The following is a 22201-nucleotide window of genomic DNA, read 5'->3' on the forward strand; positions in this document are numbered from 1 at the left end:
GAATGACCTGTGGCCGGGCCTCACCGCGTGCAGTGACGCGCGCCGAGGCGTGGATCCCGGTGGCCGCCGCCCACCGCTTCGCAATCCGGAGCGGAATCCCTCAGGCGTGGGACGGGCGGGGAAGTGCCGCCGGTGCCGGCCGCCCCCCACCGGGCGCGCATCGCCTCATGAGCGCGTCCCGACCAGCAAGGATCGACCATGGCGTCCAGCCTGACGAAGGACTCGGTCACCCCGGGCACCCCCGGCTCCGAGAAGACCTTCTTCGGCCACCCCCGCGGACTGGCCACACTCTTCATGACCGAGATGTGGGAGAGGTTCTCCTACTACGGCATGAGGGCTCTGCTCCCGCTGTACCTCGTCGCCCCGGGTGGTCTCGGCCTCGGCGCCGGCACCGCGACCGCGATCTACTCGGTGTACCTCTCGCTGGTGTACCTGCTCACGATGCCGGGCGGCTGGTTCGGCGACCGGGTCTGGGGCCCCCGCAAGACCGTCGCCATCGCCGGCGGCGTGATCATGCTCGGCCACCTCACGCTGGCGCTGCCGTCCTCCGGCACGTTCTACGCGGGCCTCGGTCTGGTCGCCATCGGCTCGGGTCTGCTGAAGGCCAACATCTCCACGATGGTCGGCCAGCTCTACGACGGCCCCGACGACCCGCGCCGCGACGGTGGCTTCACCGTCTTCTACATGGGCATCAACCTCGGTGCCTTCGCCGCGCCGCTGACCATCGGCACCATCGGCGAGAACGTCAACTGGCACCTGGGCTTCGCGCTCGCCGCGGTCGGCATGGGCCTGGGCGTGCTCCAGTTCCTGATCGGCAGCCGCCACCTGGACCCGCACTCCAGCGTGGTCCCGAAGCCGCTGTCCGTCCAGGAGAAGACCTCGACGCTGCGCAAGTCCGCCTTCTGGGCCGCGCTGGCCGTCGTCTTCTACGCGATCGTCGGCTTCTCCGGTCACTACACCCTGAACTGGGTCCTGGTCCCGCTGACCCTGCTCGGCGTGATCATTCCGGTGCTGGTGCTGACCAACATCAAGCGCGACAAGTCCCTGGACCGCGCTGAGCAGTCCAAGATGTCGGCGTACATCTGGTTCTTCGTGGCCGCCGCCGTGTTCTGGATGATCTACGACCAGGGCGGCTCGACCCTGTCGCTCTTCGCCGACTCCTCGGCGGACAACAGCGTCTTCGGCTGGGACTTCCCGGTCTCCTGGTACCAGTCGGTCAACCCGGTCATCATCATGGCCCTGGCCCCGGTCTTCGCCACGCTGTGGCTGGCGCTGGCCCGCCGCGGCAAGGAGCCGAGCACCGTCGTCAAGTTCTGCGGCGGTCTGGTCCTGGTCGGCGCGTCCTTCTTCCTCTTCCTGGCCCCGCTGGGCATCGCGGAGGGCGGCCACAAGGCGGCGGCCCTGTGGCTGGTGGCGATCTACTTCGTCCAGACCTGCGGTGAGCTGATGCTCTCCCCGGTCGGCCTGTCGGTGACGACGAAGATGGCGCCGGTGAAGTACGCCTCGCAGATGATGGGCGTCTGGTTCCTGGCCGTCACCGCCGGTGACGCCACGACCGGCCTGCTCTCCATCGCCGGCGTCGACCTCAACAAGACGGGCATCGTCGCCGCGGAGGCGACCCTCGCGGTGATCGCGGGCATCGCGATCTGGATGTACCGCAAGCGAGTCAAGCAACTCATGGGCGACGTCCGCTGAACCCTGCGGCAGCCGCCTTTCGGAAGGGCCACCTCATCCACCCCGGACGAGGTGGCCCTTCCGCCTTTTCGGCCGGGGGCGAGGGCACCCGTCCCTCAGGACTGCCTCACGGAAAGCCCGGGGGACCCGACGAGACGCTGGAGCGCGGCGGGGCAGCCCCAGGGAGCGGGACGGGAGACGAAGTCCCCGCCGGGGGCTGAGGCGGGGGCCCAGGGGGCTCGGCTCCTGGGCCGACCGAGACAGACGGACGGGCGGGCGCAGGGGAGCAGGAGACGAAGTTCCCCCCGGGTCCGAGGCGGAGCCCCACGAGGCTGGACCCCTGGGCCGACCGAGACAGACAGACGGGCGGGCGAAGGGGAGCAGGAGACGAAGTCCCCACCGGGTCCGAGGCGGAGCCCCACGAGGCTGGACCCCTGGGCCGACCGAGACAGACAGACGGATGGGCGAAGGGGAGCAGGAGACGAAGTCCCCACCGGGTCCGAGGCGGAGCCCCACGAGGCTGGACCCCTGGGCCGACCGAGACAGACGGACGGATGGGCGAAGGGGAGCAGGAGACGAAGTCCCCGCGAGGCTGGGGGTGGAGCTCCAGGGGGCTCGGCTCCTTGGCCGACCGAGACGGGTGGGCGAAAGGGGTGCAGGGGAACGAAGTCCCCGCCGGGGTCTGGGGCGGAGCCCCAGGGGGCCGGGCTTCCTGGCCGACCGACGGGTGGGCGAACACGGCGCAAGCGTCGCAGGCTTACGCCGGGGCCCCCAGCTCCGCCCACACCCGCTTGCCCGCGACACCCGGCGTACGCACGACGCCCCAGTCCAGGCACAGCCGCTGCACGATGAACATCCCGTGCCCGCCCGGGCGCCCGGCGCGGTGCGGGGTCCGCGGCGCCGGCTGCCCCGTACCGCGGTCGGAGACCTCCAGCCGGATCACCTTCTTCTCGCAGGTGATCCGCAGCTCGTCCGGCCCTTCGGCGTGCAGACAGGCGTTGGTGACCAGCTCGGACACCACGAGCAGGACGTCCTCGGCGGCGGCCCGCTGGTCCGCGGTGGCGGACGGCAGCCAGCCCCAGGCGTACAGCGCCTCGCGGGTGAAGTCACGGGCCAGCGGGACGACCCCGCTCGCGTCCTCGAAGGTCAGCCTGCGGGTCTGCCGCCCGCCGCCCTCCCCGGACGCGGCGGGCGCGGACGCGGACACCCCGGAAGCGCCGCTGGGCTCCGGACCGCGGTCGCCCGGCGAGTAGGGCCGGGTGGTGCTCATCAGCGCTTCACCTCACCGATTCACCAGTTCACGTTTCAAAGTCGTAGACAGCACAGTCGTACACAGCCGGTTCAGGGTCTCTCCTGCCCGACGGGACCGTACGAACACCCCTGTATTGCGCACGAAACCCGCCGCAGGGCGAAAACACCCGCCCCGGGATGCGCACGCGCCCCTCCGCCGGCCGGACAAGGACGGCTCAGTCGGACGCGTCGGCCAGGGCGGCCGCAAGCGTGTCATGAAGGGTGAAGACCGCTTCGGCTCCCGTGATCTCGAACACGCGCGCCACCACCGGCTGCATGGCCACCAAATGCACTCCGCCCCCCGCGGCCTCCGCCTTCAGCCTCGCTCCGAGCAGGACGTTCAGCCCTGTGGAGTCACAGAACTCCAGCCGCGAGCAGTCCACGACGAGCCGGCTGAATCCCTTGGCGAGGCACTCCTCCAGCGGCTCGCGCAACAGGTCGGCGGTGTGGTGATCCAGCTCACCCGCCGGAGTCACGACGGCGCTGGGGCCCTCTTCCCTCACCTCGACCAGAAGCCGGCCCGACTGGGCACTGCCGACCGTCCCGCGGTCCATGCCGTTTCTCTCTCCCGAGGTCGTGACTGCTTGCTGACGCCCTCGAACACTACGCCCTCCCACTGCACTCCGACACCCGAACAACCGCACACAAACGGACATACCCGCACAGAACACACTTGCGGTCAGCTCGGTAAACCCGGTAGGGCTAGTAGGACACGTAAACCGACACGGCCGGCTTTGGAGGCGCCGCACACCGCAGTGCACGTATTTGGCTTCGGCAGCCGTATGCCGAGAACGATGGAGGACATCATGTCACCCCGGCTCGACGGATCGCGTACCCACCAAGCGACGTCGACACTCCCTCCGGAACATCTGGATCCCATCGAGCAACCCGACGCCGTCGTCGACCACGACGGCGCACTCGCCGGGCTTCCGGACATCCCCGCGTACGACGAGGTCGCTCCGGCGGACGCCAGGGCCCTGTCCAAGACCCTCTTCGAGCGGCTGGAGTCGCTGGAAGAAGGCACCCATGAGTTCGCGTACGTACGCAATACGCTCGTCGAGCTGAACCTCGCGCTGGTCAAGTTCGCCGCCTCCCGCTTCCGCTCGCGCAGCGAGCCGATGGAGGACATCATCCAGGTCGGCACCATCGGCCTGATCAAGGCGATCGACCGCTTCGAGCTGTCGCGCGGTGTGGAGTTCCCCACGTTCGCGATGCCGACCATCATCGGCGAGATCAAGCGCTTCTTCCGTGACACCTCGTGGTCCGTGCGCGTCCCGCGGCGCCTCCAGGAGCTGCGGCTCGACCTGGCGAAGGCCGGCGACGAGCTGGCCCAGCGCCTCGACCGCGCCCCCACGGTGTCCGAGCTGGCCGAGCACCTCGGCCTGTCCAAGGACGAGGTCGTCGAGGGCATGGCGGCGTCCAACGCCTACACCGCCTCCTCGCTGGACGCCCAGCCGGAGGAGGACGACGCGGAGGGCGCGCTCGCCGACCGCATCGGCTACGAGGACCACGGGCTCGAGGGCATCGAGTACGTGGAGTCCCTGAAGCCGCTGATCGCCGAGCTGCCCTCGCGGGACCGGAAGATCCTCTCCCTGCGTTTCGTCGCCGGCATGACCCAGTCGGAGATCGGCGAGGAGCTGGGCATCTCCCAGATGCACGTCTCGCGTCTGCTGTCGCGCACACTCGTACGGCTGCGCAAGGGGCTCACGGTCGAGGAGTAGTCCTCAGCCCCGACCGGGTGACGCTTGCCCTCCAGGGGGGCGGTCCGCTGCCGGGCCGCCCCCCTTCGGGCTGTCGTTCACGGGGAGTTGGCGATCAGTGCGGCCGTCGGCAGCAGCGGGGCCGAAGCGCACAGGAGCCAGAAGGTGCGCGGCGCGAGGGAGGTCCGGCGCCGCAACGCCTCGTTGACCAGCCACCAGATCATCGCGAAGAGCGCCACCACCGGGACGACGATCACCAGCCAGAGCGCCATGCCGTCGTTCTCCGTCGGCTCGCGCACCGTCCAGCCCAGTTCCGCCAGCGGCCAGTTGACCACCAGGAACCACACGAGCCAGAACGGCACGACGCCCGGAATCCCGAGCAGCACGTTCACCAGGAACGGCGTCCACCAGTACTTGGCCATCCGTCCCCCGCTCCCCGGTTCACCCGCCGCTCACACCCTACGCACGCCCCGCCGCCACACCCCCGCGACCAGCGGCACGCCCGGCCGGTAGGCCAGGTGCACGTGGCTCGGGGCGTCGAGCAGCGTCAGGTCGGCGTACGCGCCCGGGGTGAGGCGGCCGACGTCGTCGCGGCGCAGGGCCGCGGCGCCGCCCGCGGTGGCCGACCAGACCGCCTCGTCCGGCGTCATCCCCATGTCCCGTACGGCGAGCGCGATGCAGAAGGGCACGGAGGACGTGAAGGAGGAGCCGGGGTTGCAGTCGGTGGACAGGGCGACCGTGGCACCGGCGTCGATCAGGCGCCGGGCGTCCGGCCACTGGGCGCGGGTGGAGAACTCGGCGCCGGGGAGCAGGGTCGCGACCGTACGGCTGCCCGCGAGGGCGTCCACGTCGGCGTCGGTGAGGTGGGTGCAGTGGTCGGCGCTGGCGGCGTCGAGTTCGACGGCGAGCTGTACGCCGGGGCCGTGGGAGAGCTGGTTGGCGTGGATGCGGGGGTGCAGGCCCTTGGCCTTGCCCGCGGTGAGGATCGCGCGGGCCTGGTCGCCGTCGAAGGCGCCCTTCTCGCAGAACACGTCGATCCAGCGGGCGTGCGGGGCGCAGGCGTCGAGCATCTCGCCGGTGACCAGGTCGACGTATGCGGCGGGGTCGTCGGCGAGTTCGGGGGCGACGATGTGGGCGCCGAGGAAGGTGACCTCGTCGGTGTGACGGGCGGCGACGCGCAGGGCGCGGGACTCGTCGGCGGTGGTCAGGCCGTAGCCGGACTTGGTCTCGAAGGTGGTGGTGCCCTGGCGCAGGGCCTCCGCGAGGTAGCGGGTGAGGGACGCCTCCAGTTCCGCGTCGCTCGCGGCGCGGGTGGCGGCGACGGTGGTGCGGATGCCGCCCGCGCTGTAGGGGCGGCCGGACATGCGGGCGTTGAACTCCTCGGTGCGGTCGCCCGCGAAGAGCAGGTGGGAGTGGGAGTCCACGAAGCCGGGCAGGATCGCCCGGCCGCCGGCGTCGACCCGGTTGTCAGTGGCGGGTGCTTTGCTTGATTCACCGGTCCACGCGACGCGGTCGCCCTCGATGACGACGGCCGCGTCCCGGACCAGACCGAGCGGGGAGTGGTCGCCGAGGGAGGGGTCGTTGGTGACGAGTGCGGCGATGTTGGTGATGACGGTGCTGCTGCTCATGGGGTCCCTGGTGTCCTCGTGGGGGCGGGTGCGGATGGTCAGGCGCGCAGGGCTTCGACGGCCCGCGCCAGGGCCCGCGGCACATCCGGTACGAGGGCGTGCGCCCCGTCGCACACGACGTGCCGCCCGCCCACGACCGTGTGCCGTACGTCCGCTGCCGTCGCGGCGAATACGGCCGTCTCGGCGCCGAGCCTGGGCAGTGGCCCCGCGGTCCTGACCGAGTCCAGCGCGACGGTCGCGAGGTCGGCGCGGGCGCCGGTCTCGATGCGGCCGGTGTCGTCCCAGCCGAGGGCGGCGTGTCCGTCGGCGGTGGCGGCGCGCAGCAGGGCGGCGGCCGTCCAGTGGCCGCGGGCGCGGGTGCGCAGGCGCTCGTTCAGCTCCATGGCGCGCGCTTCCTCCAGCAGGTCGACGACGGCGTGGCTGTCCGAGCCGAGGGAGAGCGGGGAGCCCGCCAGCTGGAGGGCGGCCGCGGGACCGATGCCGTCGGCGAGGTCCCGTTCCGTGGTGGGGCACATGCAGGTGCCGGTGCGGCTGTCGCCGAGCAGGGCGATGTCCTCGTCGGTGAGGTGGGTGTTGTGGACGCCGGTGGTGCGGGCGCCCAGCACACCGTGGTCGGCGAGCAGCCGCGCGGGCGTGCAGCCGTGGGCCTGGCGGCAGGCGTCGTTCTCGGCGGTCTGCTCGGACAGGTGCACATGCAGCGGGGCCCGCCGCTCCTCGGCCCACCGCGCCACGGTCGCCAACTGGTCCGCGGGCACGGCCCGTACGGAGTGGATCGCCGCTCCGATCCGTGCGTGATCCCGTTCCTTGAGAACTGAACAGCGTTCGGCCCAGGCCTGGGCCGTGCCGTCGGAGAAGCGGAGCTGGTGGGTGTTGGGGGGTTCGCCGAAGCCGGAGGACAGGTAGCAGGTGTCGAGGAGGGTGATGCGGACACCGGCTTCGGCGGCCGCCTCGATCAGCGCCTCGCCCATCGCGTTGGGGTCGGCGTAGGGGGTGCCTCCGGGCGCGTGGTGGACGTAGTGGAACTCGCCGACGGTGGTGATGCCGGCCAGCGCCATCTCGGCGTACACGGCGCGGGCGAGGGCGTGGTAGGTGTCCGGGGTCAGCCGGTCGGCGAAGGAGTACATCACCTCGCGCCAGGTCCAGAAGGTGCCGGAGCCGACCTGGACGGTGCCGCGCAGGGCCCGGTGGAAGGCGTGCGAGTGGGCGTTGGCCAGTCCCGGCAGGGTCAGGCCGCGCAGGATCTCGGCTCCGGACGGCGGGGTGGGGATGCCCGTGCGGACGGCGGTGATGCGGCCGTCCGCCACCTCCAGGGCCACGTCCGGCTCGACGTGGGCGCCGAGCCAGGCGTGCTCCAGCCAGTACGTGCGGGTCCGTTCGGTGGCGGTCACGTGCAGGCCAGCCCTTCCAGTACGTCGGCGAGTGCGTTCACCCCGGCCACGCAGTCGTCCTCGGCGGCGTACTCGGCCGGGGAGTGCGAGACGCCGGTGGGGTTGCGTACGAACAGCATGGCGGTCGGGATGCGGCCGGAGAGGATTCCGGCGTCGTGTCCGGCGCCGGTGCCGAGGACGGGGACCTTCAGTTCCGTACGGGTGCCCAGGATGCGGGCGAGTTCGTCGCGCAGGGCATGGTCGAACTCGACGACGGGCGTGAAGGACTCGCGCACGACGTCGAGGTCCACGCCGTGGGCGGCGGCGTACTCGCGGGCGGCCTTCTCGACGCCGGTGACCACCGTGTCCAGGCTCGCCTGGTCGGCGGCGCGGGAGTCGAGCCAGCCGCGCACCAGGGAGGGGACGGCGTTGACGCCGTTGGGTTCGACGCCGATCTTGCCGAAGGTGGCGACGGCACCGGCGAGTTCGGCCTCGCGGCGGGCGGCGAGGACGGTCTCGGCGTACGGCAGCATCGGGTCGTGCCGGTCGGCGAGGCGGGTGGTGCCGGCGTGGTTGGCCTCGCCGCGGAAGTCGAACCGCCAGCGTCCGTGCGGCCAGATGGCGGAGGCGATGCCGATGCGATCGCCGGACAGGTCGAGGGCGCGGCCCTGTTCGACGTGGAGTTCGACGAAGGCGCCGATGCGGGCGAGCCGCTCGGGGTCGGGGCCGAGGGTGTCCGGGTCGTACCCGGCGGCCTCCATGGCCCGCGGGAGGGGGATGCCGTCGCCGTCGGTCAGGCGGTGGGCCTGCTCGACGGTGAGCGCGCCGGCGGTGAGCCTGGAGCCGACGCAGGCCAGGCCGAAGCGGGCGCCCTCCTCGTCACCGAAGTTGACGATGCCCAGCGGCCTGGTGAACCGCGCTCCCCGCCCGCGCAGTTCGTCCAGGGCGGCGAACGCGGAGACGACGCCGAGCGGGCCGTCGAAAGCGCCGCCGTCGGGCACGGAGTCCAGGTGGGACCCGGTGACGACGGCGTTCCCGGCGGCCGGGTCGCCGAGCCAGGCCCACTGGTTGCCGTTGCGGTCGACCTCGTAAACCAGTCGGCGAGCCTCGGCCTGCTCCTGGAACCAGGTCCGGCAGTCGGCGTCGGCTCCGGTCCAGGCGTAGCGGCGGTAGCCGCCGGAGGCGGAGCCGCGGCCGACCGGCAGCAGCTCCGCCCACATGCTGTGGAAGCTCACGCGCCGTCACCCTCGGGCGTCGTGCCGCTCCCGTGCGCCTCTGCGCCCTCGCGGCCTTCGCGCATCGGCACCCGGACGCCCCGCTCCCCGGCCACCGACTCGGCGATGTCGTACCCGGCGTCGACGTGCCGGATGACGCCCATGCCGGGGTCGTTGGTGAGCACCCGGCGGATCTTCTCCCCGGCGAGAGGAGTGCCGTCGGCGACGGTGACCTGTCCGGCGTGGATGGAGCGGCCCATGCCGACGCCGCCGCCGTGGTGGAGGGAGACCCAGGAGGCGCCGGAGGCCACGTTGACCATGGCGTTGAGCAGCGGCCAGTCGGCGATGGCGTCGGAGCCGTCGAGCATCGCCTCGGTCTCGCGGTACGGGGAGGCGACGGAGCCGCAGTCGAGGTGGTCGCGGCCGATGACGATCGGGGCGGCCAGCTCGCCGCTCGCGACCATGTCGTTGAACCGCTCTCCGGCCTTGTCGCGCTCGCCGTAGCCGAGCCAGCAGATGCGGGCGGGCAGGCCCTGGAAGTGGACCCGTTCCCCGGCCATCTTGATCCAGCGGGCCAGGGACTCGTTCTCGGGGAACAGGTCGAGGATCGCCTGGTCGGTCTTGGCGATGTCGGCGGGGTCGCCGGACAGGGCGGCCCAGCGGAAGGGGCCCTTGCCCTCGCAGAACAGGGGGCGGATGTAGGCGGGGACGAAGCCGGGGAAGGCGAAGGCCCGGTCGTATCCGGCGAGCTGTGCCTCGCCGCGGATGGAGTTGCCGTAGTCGAAGACCTCGGCACCGGCGTCCTGGAAGCCGACCATGGCCTCGACGTGCCGGGCCATGGACTCGCGGGCCCGGGTGGTGAAGCCGGCCGGGTCCTTGGCGGCGGCGTCGGCCATGTCCTCGAAGGCGATGCCGGTGGGCAGGTAGGCCAGCGGGTCGTGCGCCGAGGTCTGGTCGGTGACGATGTCGATCGGGGCGCCCATGGCGAGAAGCTGCGGGACCAGTTCGGCGGCGTTGCCCAGGACGCCGATGGACAGCGGCTTACGCCGGTCCCGGGCCTCGGTGGCCAGCTGGAGGGCGTGGTCGAGGGAGTCGGCCTTGACGTCGAGGTAGCGGTGCTCGATGCGGCGGTCGATGGCGCGCGGGTCGCAGTCGACGCAGATCACGACGCCGTCGTTCATGGTGACGGCCAGCGGCTGGGCGCCGCCCATGCCGCCGAGGCCGGCGGTGAGGGTGATGGTGCCGGCCAGCGTGCCGCCGAACTTCTTCGCGGCGACGGCGGCGAAGGTCTCGTAGGTGCCCTGGAGGATGCCCTGGGTGCCGATGTAGATCCAGGAGCCGGCCGTCATCTGCCCGTACATGGTCAGGCCGAGGGCTTCCAGCCGGCGGAACTCCTCCCAGTTGGCCCAGTCCCCGACCAGGTTGGAGTTGGCGATGAGGACCCGCGGGGCCCACTCGTGGGTCTGCATGACGCCGACCGGCCGGCCGGACTGGACGAGCATCGTCTCGTCCTGCTTGAGGGTGCGCAGGGTCCGCACCATCGCGTCGAAGGAACGCCAGTCGCGGGCCGCCTTCCCCGTGCCGCCGTAGACGACGAGCTTGTCGGGGTGCTCGGCGACCTCCGGGTCGAGGTTGTTCTGCAGCATCCGCAGGGCGGCCTCCTGCTGCCAGCCCAGGGCGCTCGGCTCGGTACCGCGTGGCGCTCGGACAGGACGAGGTCCGGACATGGTCTGCCTCCTGGTGGCTTGCTCCCGGCGGATTGTTGCTGCGGCTATTCATATCCTCGCCTCCTGAATAGAACTAGTCAACAGGGTCGTGTCCGCGCGGCGCACATGCGAGTGCGGGGCCCCCGGTCGGGGACCCCGCACTCGGACTGCCGGTTCTTGTCGTGGTCGCTCGCGCTCAGACTGCCGCGGGCGTCTTGCGCCTGGCACCGCCCGGTGCCGCGTCGCCCGCCGCGATGCCCGTGCTGCGGTAGGCCTTGACCGCCTTGCCCGCGGGGCGGCCGGCGTTGCCGGCGAGCCAGTTCACGCGGACCCACAGCAGGGCGTCCCCGGCCTGTTCGCGGCGGCCGATCCAGGCGGACTTGAGCCACAGCCCGGCGCCGCAGCCGGCCAGCAGCAGCCCGCCCGCGGCGGGCACGGCGAAGGCGCTGCCGAGGGCGGCGAGGAAGGCGAGAAGCAGCCACCAGCGGTGGCCCCGGCGCCAGTTGCGCACGGTGACCCGGCGGTCCTGGAGCACATCGTGCTTGCCCGCGCGGGCGGCCGAACCGGCGAGGGCGGTGTAGCGCCGCCTGCGCACCCACGCCACGACGGCCGTGGCGACGATGAAGAGCGCGGCACCGGCCAGCACCCCGATCCGGCGTCCGGTGAGTCCGGGCACCAGTACGCCGATGCCCGCCGCGAAAACGCCCAGCCACCACAGCGGTGCGGCACCCGCCCGTACGACGACGGCGACCCGCGCCAGCCCCACCTGTCCTCCGCGCGCCACGTCCTGCCTCCTGTTCCGTTCCGGCCCGTGCGATGTGTCCGGTGCCGATGCGTCTGAAGGGTGTGTCAGGCGCCGCACTGTAACGGGGCAAGCTGAGACGAGTCTGAGAACGCGTCCGCCGTCCGGGCACCCCGCGCGGGGTCAGTCCACGAAGAGCCCCCGCGCCACGGCTTTGGCGTCGAACTCCTCCAGCCGGGCCTGCGCGTCCGGCAGGTCGTCGCACATCGCCTCGAGGAGCACCCGGCCGAGCAGCATCGGCGCGCAGGCCGTGTCGAAGGCGAGGCCGGTGCCGACGGCGGCGGGCAGCAGCAGGTCGGACACCTTGGCGACCGGCGCGAAGGCGGAGTCGGCGACGGTCACCACCGTGAGCCCCGCCTCCTTGGCGTGGGTGAGCGCCTCGACGACCTCGCGCGGGTGCCGGGGCAGGGCGAAGCAGAGCAGCGTGCCCGCTCCGGCCCGGACGGCGGCGTCGATGCGGTCGTGGAGCATCGTGCCGCCCTCGCCCAGCAGCCGGACGTCCGGGTGGACCTTGGCGGCGAAGTAGGCGAAGCCGTGCGCCTGGGCGGCGGCGGCCCGCAGTCCGAGCACCGGCAGCGGCCGGCTCCCGGCGAGCAGGCGGCCGGCCTCCCGCACCGGACCCGGGTCGGCCAGCACCTCCGCGAGGTGCCGGAGGTTCTCGATCTCGGCCGCCACCGCCTGCTGGTACTCGTTGCCGGCCCCGGTGTCCGCGACCGGCTCCGCGGGCGCGACCTCGCGCAGATGGCGCCGCAGCGCCGGATAGCCGTCGAAACCGAGGGCGACGGCGAAGCGGGTCACGGACGGCTGGCTGACCCCCGCCAGCTCGGCCAGCTCCACGCTCGACAGAAACGGCACGTCGGAGGCGCGGCGCACCATGCTGTGCGCGATGCGCCGCTGGGTCGGCGTCAGCCGGTGCCCCTCGAACAGGGCCTGGAGCCGTGCCGCCGGGCTGTCGGCCCCGTTCGTCCCACCACGCGCACCGGCCCCACTGGTCCCGCTCATGGCCTGCTCCCCCTACGTCTATTCACCTCGCCCGGTCACTGCATACCGTTATACAGCGAGGCGCCGGAGGGCACGATGCCGAGGGACGGCCGAGAGCGCCCGCTCCAGTCCCGCCGGCGCCGTGCCCCCGGCCCTCACCTCCTCGGCTCCTCGGCTCCTCGGCTCCTCGGCTCCTCGCAACGGGCGGTACTGACGCCAGGTCAGCAACGGACCGCGAGACGTGCGGGGCCCCGGAGGCTCAGCAGTCCGTTCCAGCGGACCTCCTCGGCCTGTTCCAGGCCGGGGAAGCGGCGGACCAGCTCGCCGATGGCGACCCGGGCCTGGATCCGGGCGAGCGCGCCGCCGATGCAGTAGTGGGCACCACCGCCGAACGAGACGTGACGACGGGCGTTCTCGCGGTCCAGCCGCAGCCGGTCGGCATCCGGGCCCCAGAACTCCTCGTCGCGGTTGGCCCCGGCCAGGCTCGCGAGGACCACCGAACCGGCCGGGATCTCGTGGTCGCCCAGCGGTTGGGCGACGAGCGTGACGCGTCGGGCGAGGTGGACGGGCGGCTCGTAGCGGAGCAGTTCCTCGACGGCGTTGCGATCGAGGCCGGGTGTGGCGCGGAGGAGGCCGAGCTGGTCGGGATGGCGCAGCAGCGCGAGGGTCCCGCCCGAGATCAGGTTGACGGTCGTCTCGTAGCCGGCGACGTAGATCATGGCGACCTGGGCGACCAGTTCGTCGTGGCTGAGTCGGTCGCCGTCGTCCTCCGCGTCGATGAGGGCGGTGAGCAGGTCGTCGGCGCGGTCCCGCCGCTTGCGGGAGATCGCGTCGGAGACCAGGTCCACCATCTCGGCGTCGGCTGCCTCGACGTCCGCCTCGGCGCCGGCCCCGGGCTCTCCCAGTCGGATCAGCAGGCTGGTCAGCTCGCGCAGGCGCACGGTGTCGACCGGTGGCATGCCGAGGATCCGGGTGATCACGGCGAACGGAAGGGGAAAGGCGAGGGTTTCCACGAGGTCCCCTCCCCCGGCCGAGTCCAGGCCGTCCAGCGCCTTGTCGACCAGGTCGCGCACCACCGGCTCGATGCCGCTCATCGCGCGGGGGGTGAACGCCTGGGAGACGAGTCTGCGCAGCCTGGTGTGGTGCGGGGGGTCCTGGTCGATCAGCGCGAGTCCCATGAGGCGCGGCGACCGGCCGGCGTCGTCGGCGCCCCGTGCGTTGCGTTTGTCGACGGAGTGGTCCGCGCGCAGCAACGCCTCCACGTCCTTGTACCGGGAGACCACCCAGAAGCCCCCCGGGTGCGCGTGCACCGGTGCGTGCCGGCGTATCTCGGCGTAGTGGGGGTGCGGGTCCTCCATGAATCCGTCGGAGAGCGGGTTGAACATGACCGGGGTCCGACGCGTCGCGCCGCTCATGAGGTGCGTCCTCTCTCGATGTGGGGCGATAGGGAAACAGGCGTCGGCGAGGCCGGCGTCCTGCCGCGCCGGTACGCCGCCGCGGCGAGCGCGCCCACGGTCAGCGCGCCGCCCACGGCGACGCCCTTGCGCAGGCCCGTGCCGGAGGGGGAAGCGGGCGCGGGGGCAGGGCGGTGGCCGGCAGTCCGGGGGTAGGGCCCCACGGCTTCCGCGTAGCGGCGCCGGCAGACGTCGGCGATCCGTGCCCGCCGCTCGGGCGGCAGCGCCGACAGGCGCTCCAGGAACATCGCCTCGTAGCGGTCGACCTCGCGTCGAAGCTCCGCGGCGGCCGCGTCCCCGAAGAGTTCCACGAAGGCGGCGTAGACGTTCAGGGTGCCCGCGGCGACGTCCTGCTCGTAGTGCCGCAGGTCGTTGGCGATGTCGGCGAGCACCTCCACCGGCCAGAGCAGGTCCCGGGCCGCCGGGTCCATCGGCCGCCGGCGCAGGGCGAAGGTCATGGCGCGCAGCAGGCGCACGTCGGTGGGCCGCAGCTCGACCATGGCGAGGACGTCCTCCCGGGCGACGGTGCCGCGCGACGTGGTGCCGTTCTCCAGCCGGATGAACCGCTCCGCCTCGTCGACGAGGAAGGCCACGTCGTCGTTCCACGCCCTCAGTAGCCGCAGTACCTTCTCGAAGGCCCTCTTGTACGTGTGGAACGCCTCGTAGTCGCTGCCCCGCACGGCATCGAGGTCCACCGCCGCGTTCCGTTCGGCCAGCGAGTCGACGCGATAGACCAGGTACTCGACGCCGAGCAGCACGGGCGTCAGCCGCAGGCGCTGCCGGCGTGGCACCTCGTCCACTACGTAGTACATCCGCAGGACGTAGTCCCGCACGATGCCCGCGGCCTTCCCCAGGGGAGTCGCCGCCAGGCCGGCCGGAGTGATCATCTGGCTTCCTTTCCGCAGGAGTTCGGATGTCGGGCGTCGAGACGCCAGGCGACCGCGCAGCCGACCGTCAGTCCCAGCAGGCAGCCGCCCGCGACGTCGGCGGCGTGGTGGGCTTCGGCCAGGACGCGGGAGACGCCGACGGCCGGCACGAGGAGCGCGCCCGCGCCCAGGCACAGCCACCACAGCCACGTGCCCCCGCGCACCACCACCAGCAGCACCACCAGGACGAGGGTCGCGGAGGCCATGTGGCCGGACGGGAAGCTGAACCCGGCGTCCTGGCGCGCGCCGTCGGCCGGGACCGGGGCGGGCCGCCCCACCAGGGGTTCGAGCAGCATCTCGGCGGCGAACTGCACGCTCAGTCCGGCCAGCACCCAGAGGGCGGCGCCGAGGCGCCGACGCCACAGCAGCAGGCCGAGGACCGCGAGCACACCCGCGGCGAGCAGGGCCGAGCCCGCCAGGTCCGCCCACCCGCCGGCGCCCGCCCAGGGTCCGTCCGGTGCCCCGAGCGAACGGTCGGCCCATTCGCGGGCGTCGGCGTCGAACGTTCTGACGGCATCGCTCCGGGCCGTCACCAGCACGGTCAGCACCAGGAGCGCCACCGCAGAGACCGCCGAGGCGACGAGGTGCCGGGAGGCGGCCACTGTGGCGGCCGCGGCCTCGGCCCCGGTCACAGGGCGGGCTCGGCGGGGGCGCTCGCGGCCGGGTCGGCGTCGCCGGGCTTCCTGGCCGTGACCACCTTGTAGCGCCATACGCCCGCGTCGAACATCCGGATCTGCGCCGCGGACGCGATCAGGTTGTCGGCCGGTACCGGAGCCAGCACTCCGATCCGCCGGAAGGCCGGGGCGGTGGGGCCGAGCAGCCGCACCAGCCATCCCAGCCGCCGCAGCGAGGGGGCGACGTGGTGGGAGATGTCGAGGATCCGTATCTCCTCGAAGCCCTGCTTGCGCAACAGCCGCTCGTACTCGGCCTCCGAGAGCAGACCGGGCATCGCCCACCCCTGGCACCAGGTCTGCAGCTCGTCCTCCTCGGCCGGGGTGAGCGCGGGGTCCTCGCGGACCAGGTACTCGGCGATCATCAGCCGGCCGCCGGGAGCCAGCACCCGGTGGGCCTCGCGGACGAAGGCCTCCTTGTCGTCGACGTGAACGACGCTCTCCAGCGCCCATACGACGGTGTGCGAGCCTGCGGGGAGCCCGGTGTCGGTGAAGTCGGCCTCCACGAACTCCACGTTGTCCTCGACGCCCGCCCGACGGGCAGCCTCCCGGGCGGCCGTGACCTGGAAGGGGGTGATGTTCACGCCGGTCGTCCGGCAGCCGAACCGTTCGGCGATGCGGATCACGCACCCGCCGATCCCGCAGCCGGCGTCCATGATGCGGTCCTCGGGGGTGATCCCGACGACGGACGCCAGAAAGCCGGTCATCCGCCGCAGCGCGGTGACGTGGTTCCGGATCCCCTGGTCGTAGAAGCCGAAGTGCAGGGCCCCGGCCTTCTCGCTGCGCCACAGGTGGCGGTAGTCCCAGCGTGTTCCCTCGAAGTAGTCGACGACCTGCTGACGGCTCGCGTTCATGGGCATTCCCTTCCTAGAACCGGCGCCAGGGCGACATGCCGGCGGCGCGGAGACGGCGGTGGAGGAGGACGCAGTAGGCGGCGTCGAGGAGGAACGTCCACCCGTACATCACGTTGATCAGCGGGGTCAGCGGGTACGAGCGGTTGCCCAGAGCCTTGCGCCCGAAGTCGGACCAACTCGTCGGCCAGGTCCGCTGCGGCGAGGTGGTGACGGTGAGTGCCGTGGCGATCCAGGCGCACAGCGTGCCCAGCCACTTGCCGAGGGCGATGTACATCGACTGGCCGGCGGGCGACCCGCGGTCCTCCAGCATCTTGATGTACAGGATCGACATCATCAGGTTGATCCCGAACCCGGTGTACTCCCCGTCGGGATCGGCCAGGTCGATGAAGGCGTGGTAGTTGACCGACAGGGCGACGGCCACGAACAGGCCGAACAGCGGGCGGAAGTAGCGCCCGAGCGCGCTGTCCGGGAACTGCGCCGCGCCGTACTTCCACACCTGCCAGGCGATCACGGCGTCGACCAGGAACCCGAAGATGCTCGCGGTGTGGAAGTAGTCACCCAGCGGGTCGAGGAGGAAACCGTAGGCGAACTCCCAGGTCAGGTTGGCGAAGAGAGCGGCGAGCGGCACGCCGTAGGTCTGGTCGGCGAAGCCCCGGTAGATGATCGCCACGTAGGCGACCAGCCAACCGACCACGCACAACATGCCGAACAGGACGACGGCGCTCGACACTCCGTCGGCCGTGGCCTCGTCCTCGTGCCGTTCGAACGCCGGTTCCGGATAGTCGCCCCATGCGGGGGCGCAGTGGAGTGCCACCGCCCGTTGCAGCCGTTCCCGGTCCGCGGCGCCGACGGACCGGAGCCGTTTCTCCAACTGGGCTCTGAAGTCGGCCACTTCATCGCGCAGCCGGTCCGCTGCCGCGGCACCGTGGGTGTCGACGAAGGCCGCGTAGATGTTGGTGCGCTTGATCGTCTCGGGACCGGCCGCGTACCGCGTCACGTCCCACGCGACATAGGCCAGCGTCTCGGCGGGCCGGAGCGCCTCGCGGAGCGCCTCGGCACCGGGGCGGTCCCACGACCGGCCGAGGTCGCGGACGACGCGCAGTTCGCTGGGGGCCAGTTCCAAGAGGCGCCGCAGCTGCCTCGGTTCCGCGGTCCCCCGGCGGACCGCGAATTCGGTCTCGGCCAGTTCCGCGATGTCCTGATGCAGCTGCGCGCCATCGGGAATGCGGGTGCAGAGACGTGCGAGAACTCTTTCGATACAGGCGTCCCTAAAATCTGAGAGTTGGCCGAAAATCCGCCCTCCCACAGGTTCCGGAGCAAGGGCGGCGAGACGTCCGCGTTTCATCGCGGATGCCAGGTAGCGCACTGTCAAGCGTGCGGGCGTGGCATGAAGTTGCCATTTCAGGGAGGACCCGAGGACGGGTCGGTGGATGCCTTCACTGACGGCCGTCTCGGTACCGCGGCGCAACGGCGGGGCGACTTGGGCGACGGCCGAGGTCAACAGGCGTTTGACCCGCCCAGAAGCCGACAACCTCAGGGTTCTCATGCTGCTCAATCCAGCCTCCTAGAGCCGAAACCGCATGATCCATATGGCCTGCGGGCGCACAACCACCATGACGGAAGGGGAAATTCCGGGTTGCGTCCATCCGAACGGGTGGTCAATATGGTGTACCATATCGACTTCCGCCGCTCAGGCTCAGCTGCAAGACCTGCCGCAAATGGTTGCCGTCCAGACCACGGGGGTATGCATTGGACGCCGTTTTAGAGCACTCATTGTCCGCCGCAGAAGCAGATGAATTACACGCGGCAGCCCGTGCCGCGCTGACCGCCCATGGATCGCCTTCTATTCCCTCTTTCTATAAGGGAGTGGAAGAGTACGCCCGTCGAATACCGGCGTCGCTGCGTGCCCTTCTGAAGGAATTCCGGGAATCCCCCACGCTGTGCGCGCTGCGCGTCTCGGGCGTTCGGGTGGACCCGGATCGGTGCGGGCCCACCCCGCTCACCTGGCAGGAAGGCCTGGACGACACCCGCCAGGCCCCGGAGGAGGCGCAACTGGCGCTGGTGGCCTCCCGGCTGGGCGGAGTCTTCGCGTGGCCCACCATCCAGCGCGGACGGATGGTGCAGAACCTGGTCCCCGTCGAGAGCGACCGCCGGGAGCAGAGCGGTCACGGCTCGGTCGCCCTGGAGTGGCACACGGAGGACGGCTTCCACCAGGACCGGTGCCGCTACCTGGCACTGCTCGGCATCCGGAATCCCGACCGCGTGCCCACCACGATCGGCAGAGTCCACGACGTGCGGCTGAGCGAACGCCACCGGTCCGTGCTGCGCGAGAAGCGCTTCCTGATCCGCCCGGACCTGGAGCATCTGCGCCAGCTGGCCGACTACGCTCCCGGCAGCGAGATCCTGCGGCGCGCCCACGAGATGAACGAGGACCCGGAGCCGGTCGCCCTCTTCTTCGGCACTCCCGGCTCCCCGTGCCTGCGGATCGACGCGCCCTACACCACCGCGTTGCCCGGCGACGAGGAGGCCGCCGAGGCCCTGGCCGCGGTCGTCGACGAGCTGAGCCGCGCCCAACGGGACGTGGTGGTCGACGAGGGAGACGTGCTCATCGTCGACAACTACCGCGCCGTGCACGGCCGTCGTGCCTTCCAGCCGCGATACGACGGCACGGACCGCTGGCTGAAGCGGCTGAGCGTGGCCGGCGGCAGCACGGTGACCGGCCCGGCCGACCACCGGTCGCTGTCCCGCAGCGCACCTGGCCGGCCGTCGTTTCTCTGAGCAAGAGGTCCTGGCGACCGGCCGCACCACGTCCGTACGCAGTCAGTCGATGACTCGTTCAGCGAATACACGGGGGAAGTGAACGCTCATGTCATTGCCCGTAGGCAACACCCAGGCGGACGTGGACTATCCCGTCCCGATGGAGAATTTCCGGCGCCAGGTGAACGAACGGCTGCGTTCCTCGGTGGACTCGGTGGGGCCACCCAGGCTGCGTGAGGCAATGGCCTATTCCTTATTGGCCGACGGAAAACGCATCCGGCCCACCCTGTGCCTGTTGGCCTTCGAGATGTTCGACACCGATGTGGCCACTGCCCTGCCCACGGCCTGCGCCCTGGAAATGCTGCACACGGCGTCACTCATCCACGACGACCTGCCGTCCATGGACGATGACGACTTCCGCCGCGGCAGCCCCTCCAATCACCGGGTGTTCGGTGAGGGAATGGCGCTGCTGGCAGGAGACGCGCTTCTCGCGTACGCGCTGGAGTTCATTCTCCACAACGCCGAAACCCTGCACCCGGAGAAACTTCTGGGCGTCATGGCCAAACTGATCGAGGTGGTCGGCCCGTCCGGGCTTTCCGGCGGCCAGGCACTCGACCTCCATTGCCAGGGACTCGACCAGGTCGCCCCGTGGACCGTGGAGGAGATGCACATCAAGAAGACCGGGGCGCTCATCGAGGCCTCGGTGGTCACCGGGGCGATACTCGGAGGCGCGTCGCAGGAAGACATAGCGCGCCTGACGACGTATGCGAGAAACCTCGGGCTCGCCTATCAGATCGTGGACGACATACTCGACGAGACGTCGACCTTCGACGAGTTCGGCAAGGAGGTCGGCCAGGACCGGGCCGCGGGGAAATGGACGTACCCCCGGCTGATGGGCGTGGAGAAGGCGCGGCAGCGGGTACGCGAACTGATCGCGCACGCCGTGGCGGAACTCGAAGGTTTCGGCGAGCGCGCGTCCATGCTCCGGTGGGCCGCTCAGGTCGTCCACGACCGGGCCGCCGCATGACCGGCGCCGACGGCTCCCGCGAGGAGCTGGAGACCACTCCCGTCTCGGCCCTCCCGCCGAATCCCGCCGGGGCGAACATCGCCGCTTCCTGGTACGCGGCGATCAGAGGTTCGCGGCTGGGCAAGGGCCCGCACCGGATGCGGCTGTTCGGACGCGAGGTGGTGCTGTGGCGAGACCGGCGGGGAACGGCACGGTGCGTCACGGCGCACTGCCCCCACCAGGGCGCCAACCTGGGTCTGGGCGACGTCGTCGACGGGCAACTGCGCTGCCCCTTCCACCACTGGCGGTTCGACGGGAACGGCGCCTGCTCCGCCATCCCGGGCGTCTCGCGCATCCCCACGACCGCCCGGACGCGGTCCTACCCGACCCGCGAGGCGCACGGATTCGTCTGGGTCTGGTACGGAACCGCCGAGCCCCTCTTCGAGCTGCCGGAGTTTCCCGCCCTTTCCGACAGGCCCCGCCGCTACCTCGGCTTCCACTACGACGACGCGACCACCGGGACGGTCCGGCAGCTGCTGGAGAACGCGGTCGACCACCAGCACTTCAGCGCCCTGCACGGACTCGACCTGGAGGGGGTGGAGTTCCGCGTCCTCACCGCTCAGTCCGAGGCGGCGGACAACGGCCCGCCGCTGTCGAGGGACGACGCCTGGTTCGGCGTCCGGTTCTCCGGACGGCCGTGGCGGCCGCCGCTGCGCCGCGCCCCGTTCGCCTGGCTCACCGCCGTCGTCTCCACGTTCGCGATGGGCCGCCGCATGCAGTTGCTGGTCGACGGCTGGCCCGGTGGGCAGCGCTTCACGGCGTACGTGGACGGCACCGAGATCTACAAAGTGATCATGGGGATCGTCCCCGAGGGGGACCGGGCCACCCGGCAGGTCGGATGGGCCGGCGTGCGCCGCACGGGACGCTGGCACCGCACCCTCTTCCACTACGTCCTGTTCTGGGTCCAGAACCGGGCGGGGACCTTCCAGGACGTGCCCGTCTACGACTCGACCCGCAACGCCCAGCCCACGGTCTACGTGCGCTACGACAACGGGCTCCTCCGGTTCCGCCGCTACTACCAGTCGTGGGTCGACCGCGCGGCGGACGACGGAAAGGCCGGCACATGAGTCCCGCGCCGGTGCGGGGCCGGCCGCCCCGCGATCTCGAAGCCCCCCGCGACCTGGCGCGTGGATGGTACGTGGCCGAGCGCTCCACCCGGGTGGGACGGCGGCCCCGGCCCGCGGTCGTGGCCGGCACGGAAGTGGTGGTGTGGCGCACGGGCGACGGCGCTGCCGTGGTCATGGACCGTTTCTGCCCCCACCAGGGGGCCGCACTGGAGCTGGGCCGGGTGGTGGACGGGGATCTGCGATGCGCGTTCCACCACTGGCGGTTCGACGGGGAGGGGACCTGCGTGGCCGCCCCGTCCACCCGGCGCCTGCCACGCGGCACCACGGCCCGGGTCCACCCCTCCTGGGAGGGGCTCGGCTACGTCTGGACCTGGAGGGGCTCGGCGGTACCCGAGTACCCGCCGCCGGACTTCCCGCACCTCGGCCCGACGTCGCCGGCCCACCGGCGCTACCGCTTCGCCTTCGACACCAACGCCACGGCCCGCCGGGTCCTGGAGAACGGCTTCGACCTGCCCCACTTCCCGGTGGTCCACGGCATCGCGGGAGATCTGCGGCTCACCTGGGACGCCGAGGAGAACAAACACACGATGGGGGCGCGCATCACCACGGACTCGATCGCCCTGCCCGGCCCCCTGGCCGGGCGCCCCGGAGGTCTGGGACGGCTCTGCCTGCACCTGCGCTCGACGCCCTCGTACCAGGTGCTGACCTTCGAGCTCGACGACCGGCCGGTCGCACACGAGTTGCTGGCCGTGACGCCGGTGGCGCGGGACAGGACCACGATGCACGGCTGGACCGTCGTGCCACGGGCCGGCGGTCTGCTGGGCTCCGCCCCGGTCTTCTGGGCCTACCGGCTCCAGCACTGGTGGGGAACCCGGGCGGACCTGCGGATCTACCGGGACGCCGAGGAGACCGACGGCTCGATCAACACCCCGGACGACGAGGGCGTGCTGCGGTTCCGCCAGTTCCATCGCCACTGGACGGGGCGGGGGCCGCGATGAGGGACGCGACGCGGGAACGGCGGCGGATCGACGAGGGGAAGAGCGG

The 22201-nt window shown here is 71.6% G+C and carries 20 protein-coding genes; 6 read left to right on the forward strand and 14 right to left on the reverse strand.

All coding sequences use genetic code 11. The features are described 5' to 3' along the window. Window positions 1–198 precede the first annotated feature (198 nt). Window positions 199–1695, forward strand: a complete 1497-nt coding sequence (locus ACZ6IM_RS13105; RefSeq protein ID WP_052842141.1) for an MFS transporter — start codon at window positions 199–201, stop codon at window positions 1693–1695. Between the two features lie 736 nt (window positions 1696–2431). On the opposite strand, the gene ACZ6IM_RS13110 is transcribed toward ACZ6IM_RS13105, so the two are convergent. Both ACZ6IM_RS13110 and ACZ6IM_RS13115 read right to left on the reverse strand, forming a co-directional pair. After that, the gene (locus ACZ6IM_RS13110; protein WP_052842142.1) at window positions 2432–2944 is read right to left on the reverse strand and encodes an ATP-binding protein; all 513 of its coding nucleotides are present in this window, start codon (window positions 2942–2944) and stop codon (window positions 2432–2434) included. 196 nt (window positions 2945–3140) lie between these two features. After that, window positions 3141–3518, reverse strand: coding sequence for an STAS domain-containing protein (locus ACZ6IM_RS13115; RefSeq protein ID WP_052842143.1), 378 nt, complete (start codon window positions 3516–3518; stop codon window positions 3141–3143). A gap of 240 nt (window positions 3519–3758) precedes the next feature. Here ACZ6IM_RS13115 and ACZ6IM_RS13120 point away from each other — a divergent pair, with 240 nt between their 5' ends. Continuing rightward, window positions 3759–4685, forward strand: coding sequence for an RNA polymerase sigma factor SigF (locus ACZ6IM_RS13120; protein ID WP_052842144.1), 927 nt, complete (start codon window positions 3759–3761; stop codon window positions 4683–4685). 77 nt (window positions 4686–4762) lie between these two features. Here ACZ6IM_RS13120 and ACZ6IM_RS13125 read toward each other — a convergent pair whose 3' ends face one another. The 12 genes from ACZ6IM_RS13125 to ACZ6IM_RS13180 form a co-directional block, all read right to left on the reverse strand. Further along, window positions 4763–5086 carry a hypothetical protein gene (locus ACZ6IM_RS13125; protein ID WP_052842145.1) on the reverse strand — a complete coding sequence of 108 codons (324 nt, stop codon included), beginning with the start codon at window positions 5084–5086 and terminating at the stop codon, window positions 4763–4765. Window positions 5087–5116: 30 nt separating this feature from the next. Next, window positions 5117–6292: an imidazolonepropionase gene (gene hutI, locus ACZ6IM_RS13130; protein WP_469556509.1), complete on the reverse strand. Its 1176-nt coding sequence runs from the start codon at window positions 6290–6292 to the stop codon at window positions 5117–5119. A 38-nt stretch (window positions 6293–6330) separates the two neighbouring features. Beyond that, on the reverse strand, window positions 6331–7680 hold the full coding sequence (locus tag ACZ6IM_RS13135) for a formimidoylglutamate deiminase (RefSeq protein WP_469556511.1): 1350 nt from the start codon (window positions 7678–7680) through the stop codon (window positions 6331–6333). Continuing rightward, window positions 7677–8894 carry an allantoate amidohydrolase gene (locus tag ACZ6IM_RS13140; protein ID WP_469556514.1) on the reverse strand — a complete coding sequence of 406 codons (1218 nt, stop codon included), beginning with the start codon at window positions 8892–8894 and terminating at the stop codon, window positions 7677–7679. The genes ACZ6IM_RS13135 and ACZ6IM_RS13140 overlap by 4 nt, the downstream gene beginning before the upstream one ends. Then, complete coding sequence (gene hutU, locus ACZ6IM_RS13145; protein ID WP_052842149.1) at window positions 8891–10600, reverse strand: urocanate hydratase; 1710 nt, start codon at window positions 10598–10600, stop codon at window positions 8891–8893. The genes ACZ6IM_RS13140 and hutU overlap by 4 nt, the downstream gene beginning before the upstream one ends. Window positions 10601–10775: 175 nt before the next feature. Further along, complete coding sequence (locus ACZ6IM_RS13150; RefSeq protein ID WP_469556517.1) at window positions 10776–11363, reverse strand: hypothetical protein; 588 nt, start codon at window positions 11361–11363, stop codon at window positions 10776–10778. A gap of 141 nt (window positions 11364–11504) precedes the next feature. After that, window positions 11505–12383 (reverse strand): MurR/RpiR family transcriptional regulator, encoded by an 879-nt coding sequence (locus ACZ6IM_RS13155; RefSeq protein WP_052842151.1) that lies wholly within the window; start codon window positions 12381–12383, stop codon window positions 11505–11507. Window positions 12384–12583: 200 nt separating this feature from the next. After that, the gene (locus ACZ6IM_RS13160) at window positions 12584–13777 is read right to left on the reverse strand and encodes a cytochrome P450 (RefSeq protein WP_469556520.1); all 1194 of its coding nucleotides are present in this window, start codon (window positions 13775–13777) and stop codon (window positions 12584–12586) included. Beyond that, complete coding sequence (locus ACZ6IM_RS13165; protein WP_052842153.1) at window positions 13774–14703, reverse strand: hypothetical protein; 930 nt, start codon at window positions 14701–14703, stop codon at window positions 13774–13776. Before ACZ6IM_RS13165 ends, ACZ6IM_RS13160 begins: the two co-directional genes overlap by 4 nt. Then, window positions 14700–15374 carry a phosphatase PAP2 family protein gene (locus ACZ6IM_RS13170; protein ID WP_469556523.1) on the reverse strand — a complete coding sequence of 225 codons (675 nt, stop codon included), beginning with the start codon at window positions 15372–15374 and terminating at the stop codon, window positions 14700–14702. Before ACZ6IM_RS13170 ends, ACZ6IM_RS13165 begins: the two co-directional genes overlap by 4 nt. Further along, window positions 15371–16267: a methyltransferase domain-containing protein gene (locus tag ACZ6IM_RS13175; protein WP_469556526.1), complete on the reverse strand. Its 897-nt coding sequence runs from the start codon at window positions 16265–16267 to the stop codon at window positions 15371–15373. Before ACZ6IM_RS13175 ends, ACZ6IM_RS13170 begins: the two co-directional genes overlap by 4 nt. A 13-nt stretch (window positions 16268–16280) precedes the next feature. Then, the gene (locus ACZ6IM_RS13180) at window positions 16281–17390 is read right to left on the reverse strand and encodes a transmembrane-type terpene cyclase (protein WP_469556529.1); all 1110 of its coding nucleotides are present in this window, start codon (window positions 17388–17390) and stop codon (window positions 16281–16283) included. A gap of 743 nt (window positions 17391–18133) precedes the next feature. Between ACZ6IM_RS13180 and ACZ6IM_RS13185 the strand changes: the two genes are divergently transcribed. The 4 genes from ACZ6IM_RS13185 (at window position 18134) to ACZ6IM_RS13200 (ending at window position 22155) form a co-directional block, all read left to right on the forward strand. Continuing rightward, complete coding sequence (locus tag ACZ6IM_RS13185) at window positions 18134–19045, forward strand: TauD/TfdA family dioxygenase (RefSeq protein WP_469556532.1); 912 nt, start codon at window positions 18134–18136, stop codon at window positions 19043–19045. 121 nt (window positions 19046–19166) lie between these two features. Then, window positions 19167–20051: a polyprenyl synthetase family protein gene (locus tag ACZ6IM_RS13190; protein WP_469556534.1), complete on the forward strand. Its 885-nt coding sequence runs from the start codon at window positions 19167–19169 to the stop codon at window positions 20049–20051. Then, entirely contained in the window at window positions 20048–21157 is a 1110-nt protein-coding gene (locus ACZ6IM_RS13195; protein ID WP_052842157.1) for a Rieske 2Fe-2S domain-containing protein, read from the forward strand. The genes ACZ6IM_RS13190 and ACZ6IM_RS13195 overlap by 4 nt, the downstream gene beginning before the upstream one ends. A gap of 71 nt (window positions 21158–21228) precedes the next feature. Further along, window positions 21229–22155: a Rieske 2Fe-2S domain-containing protein gene (locus ACZ6IM_RS13200; protein WP_469556538.1), complete on the forward strand. Its 927-nt coding sequence runs from the start codon at window positions 21229–21231 to the stop codon at window positions 22153–22155. Window positions 22156–22201: the final 46 nt, after the last annotated feature.

It is taken from the genome of Streptomyces sp. NPDC042336, from assembly GCF_055581985.1.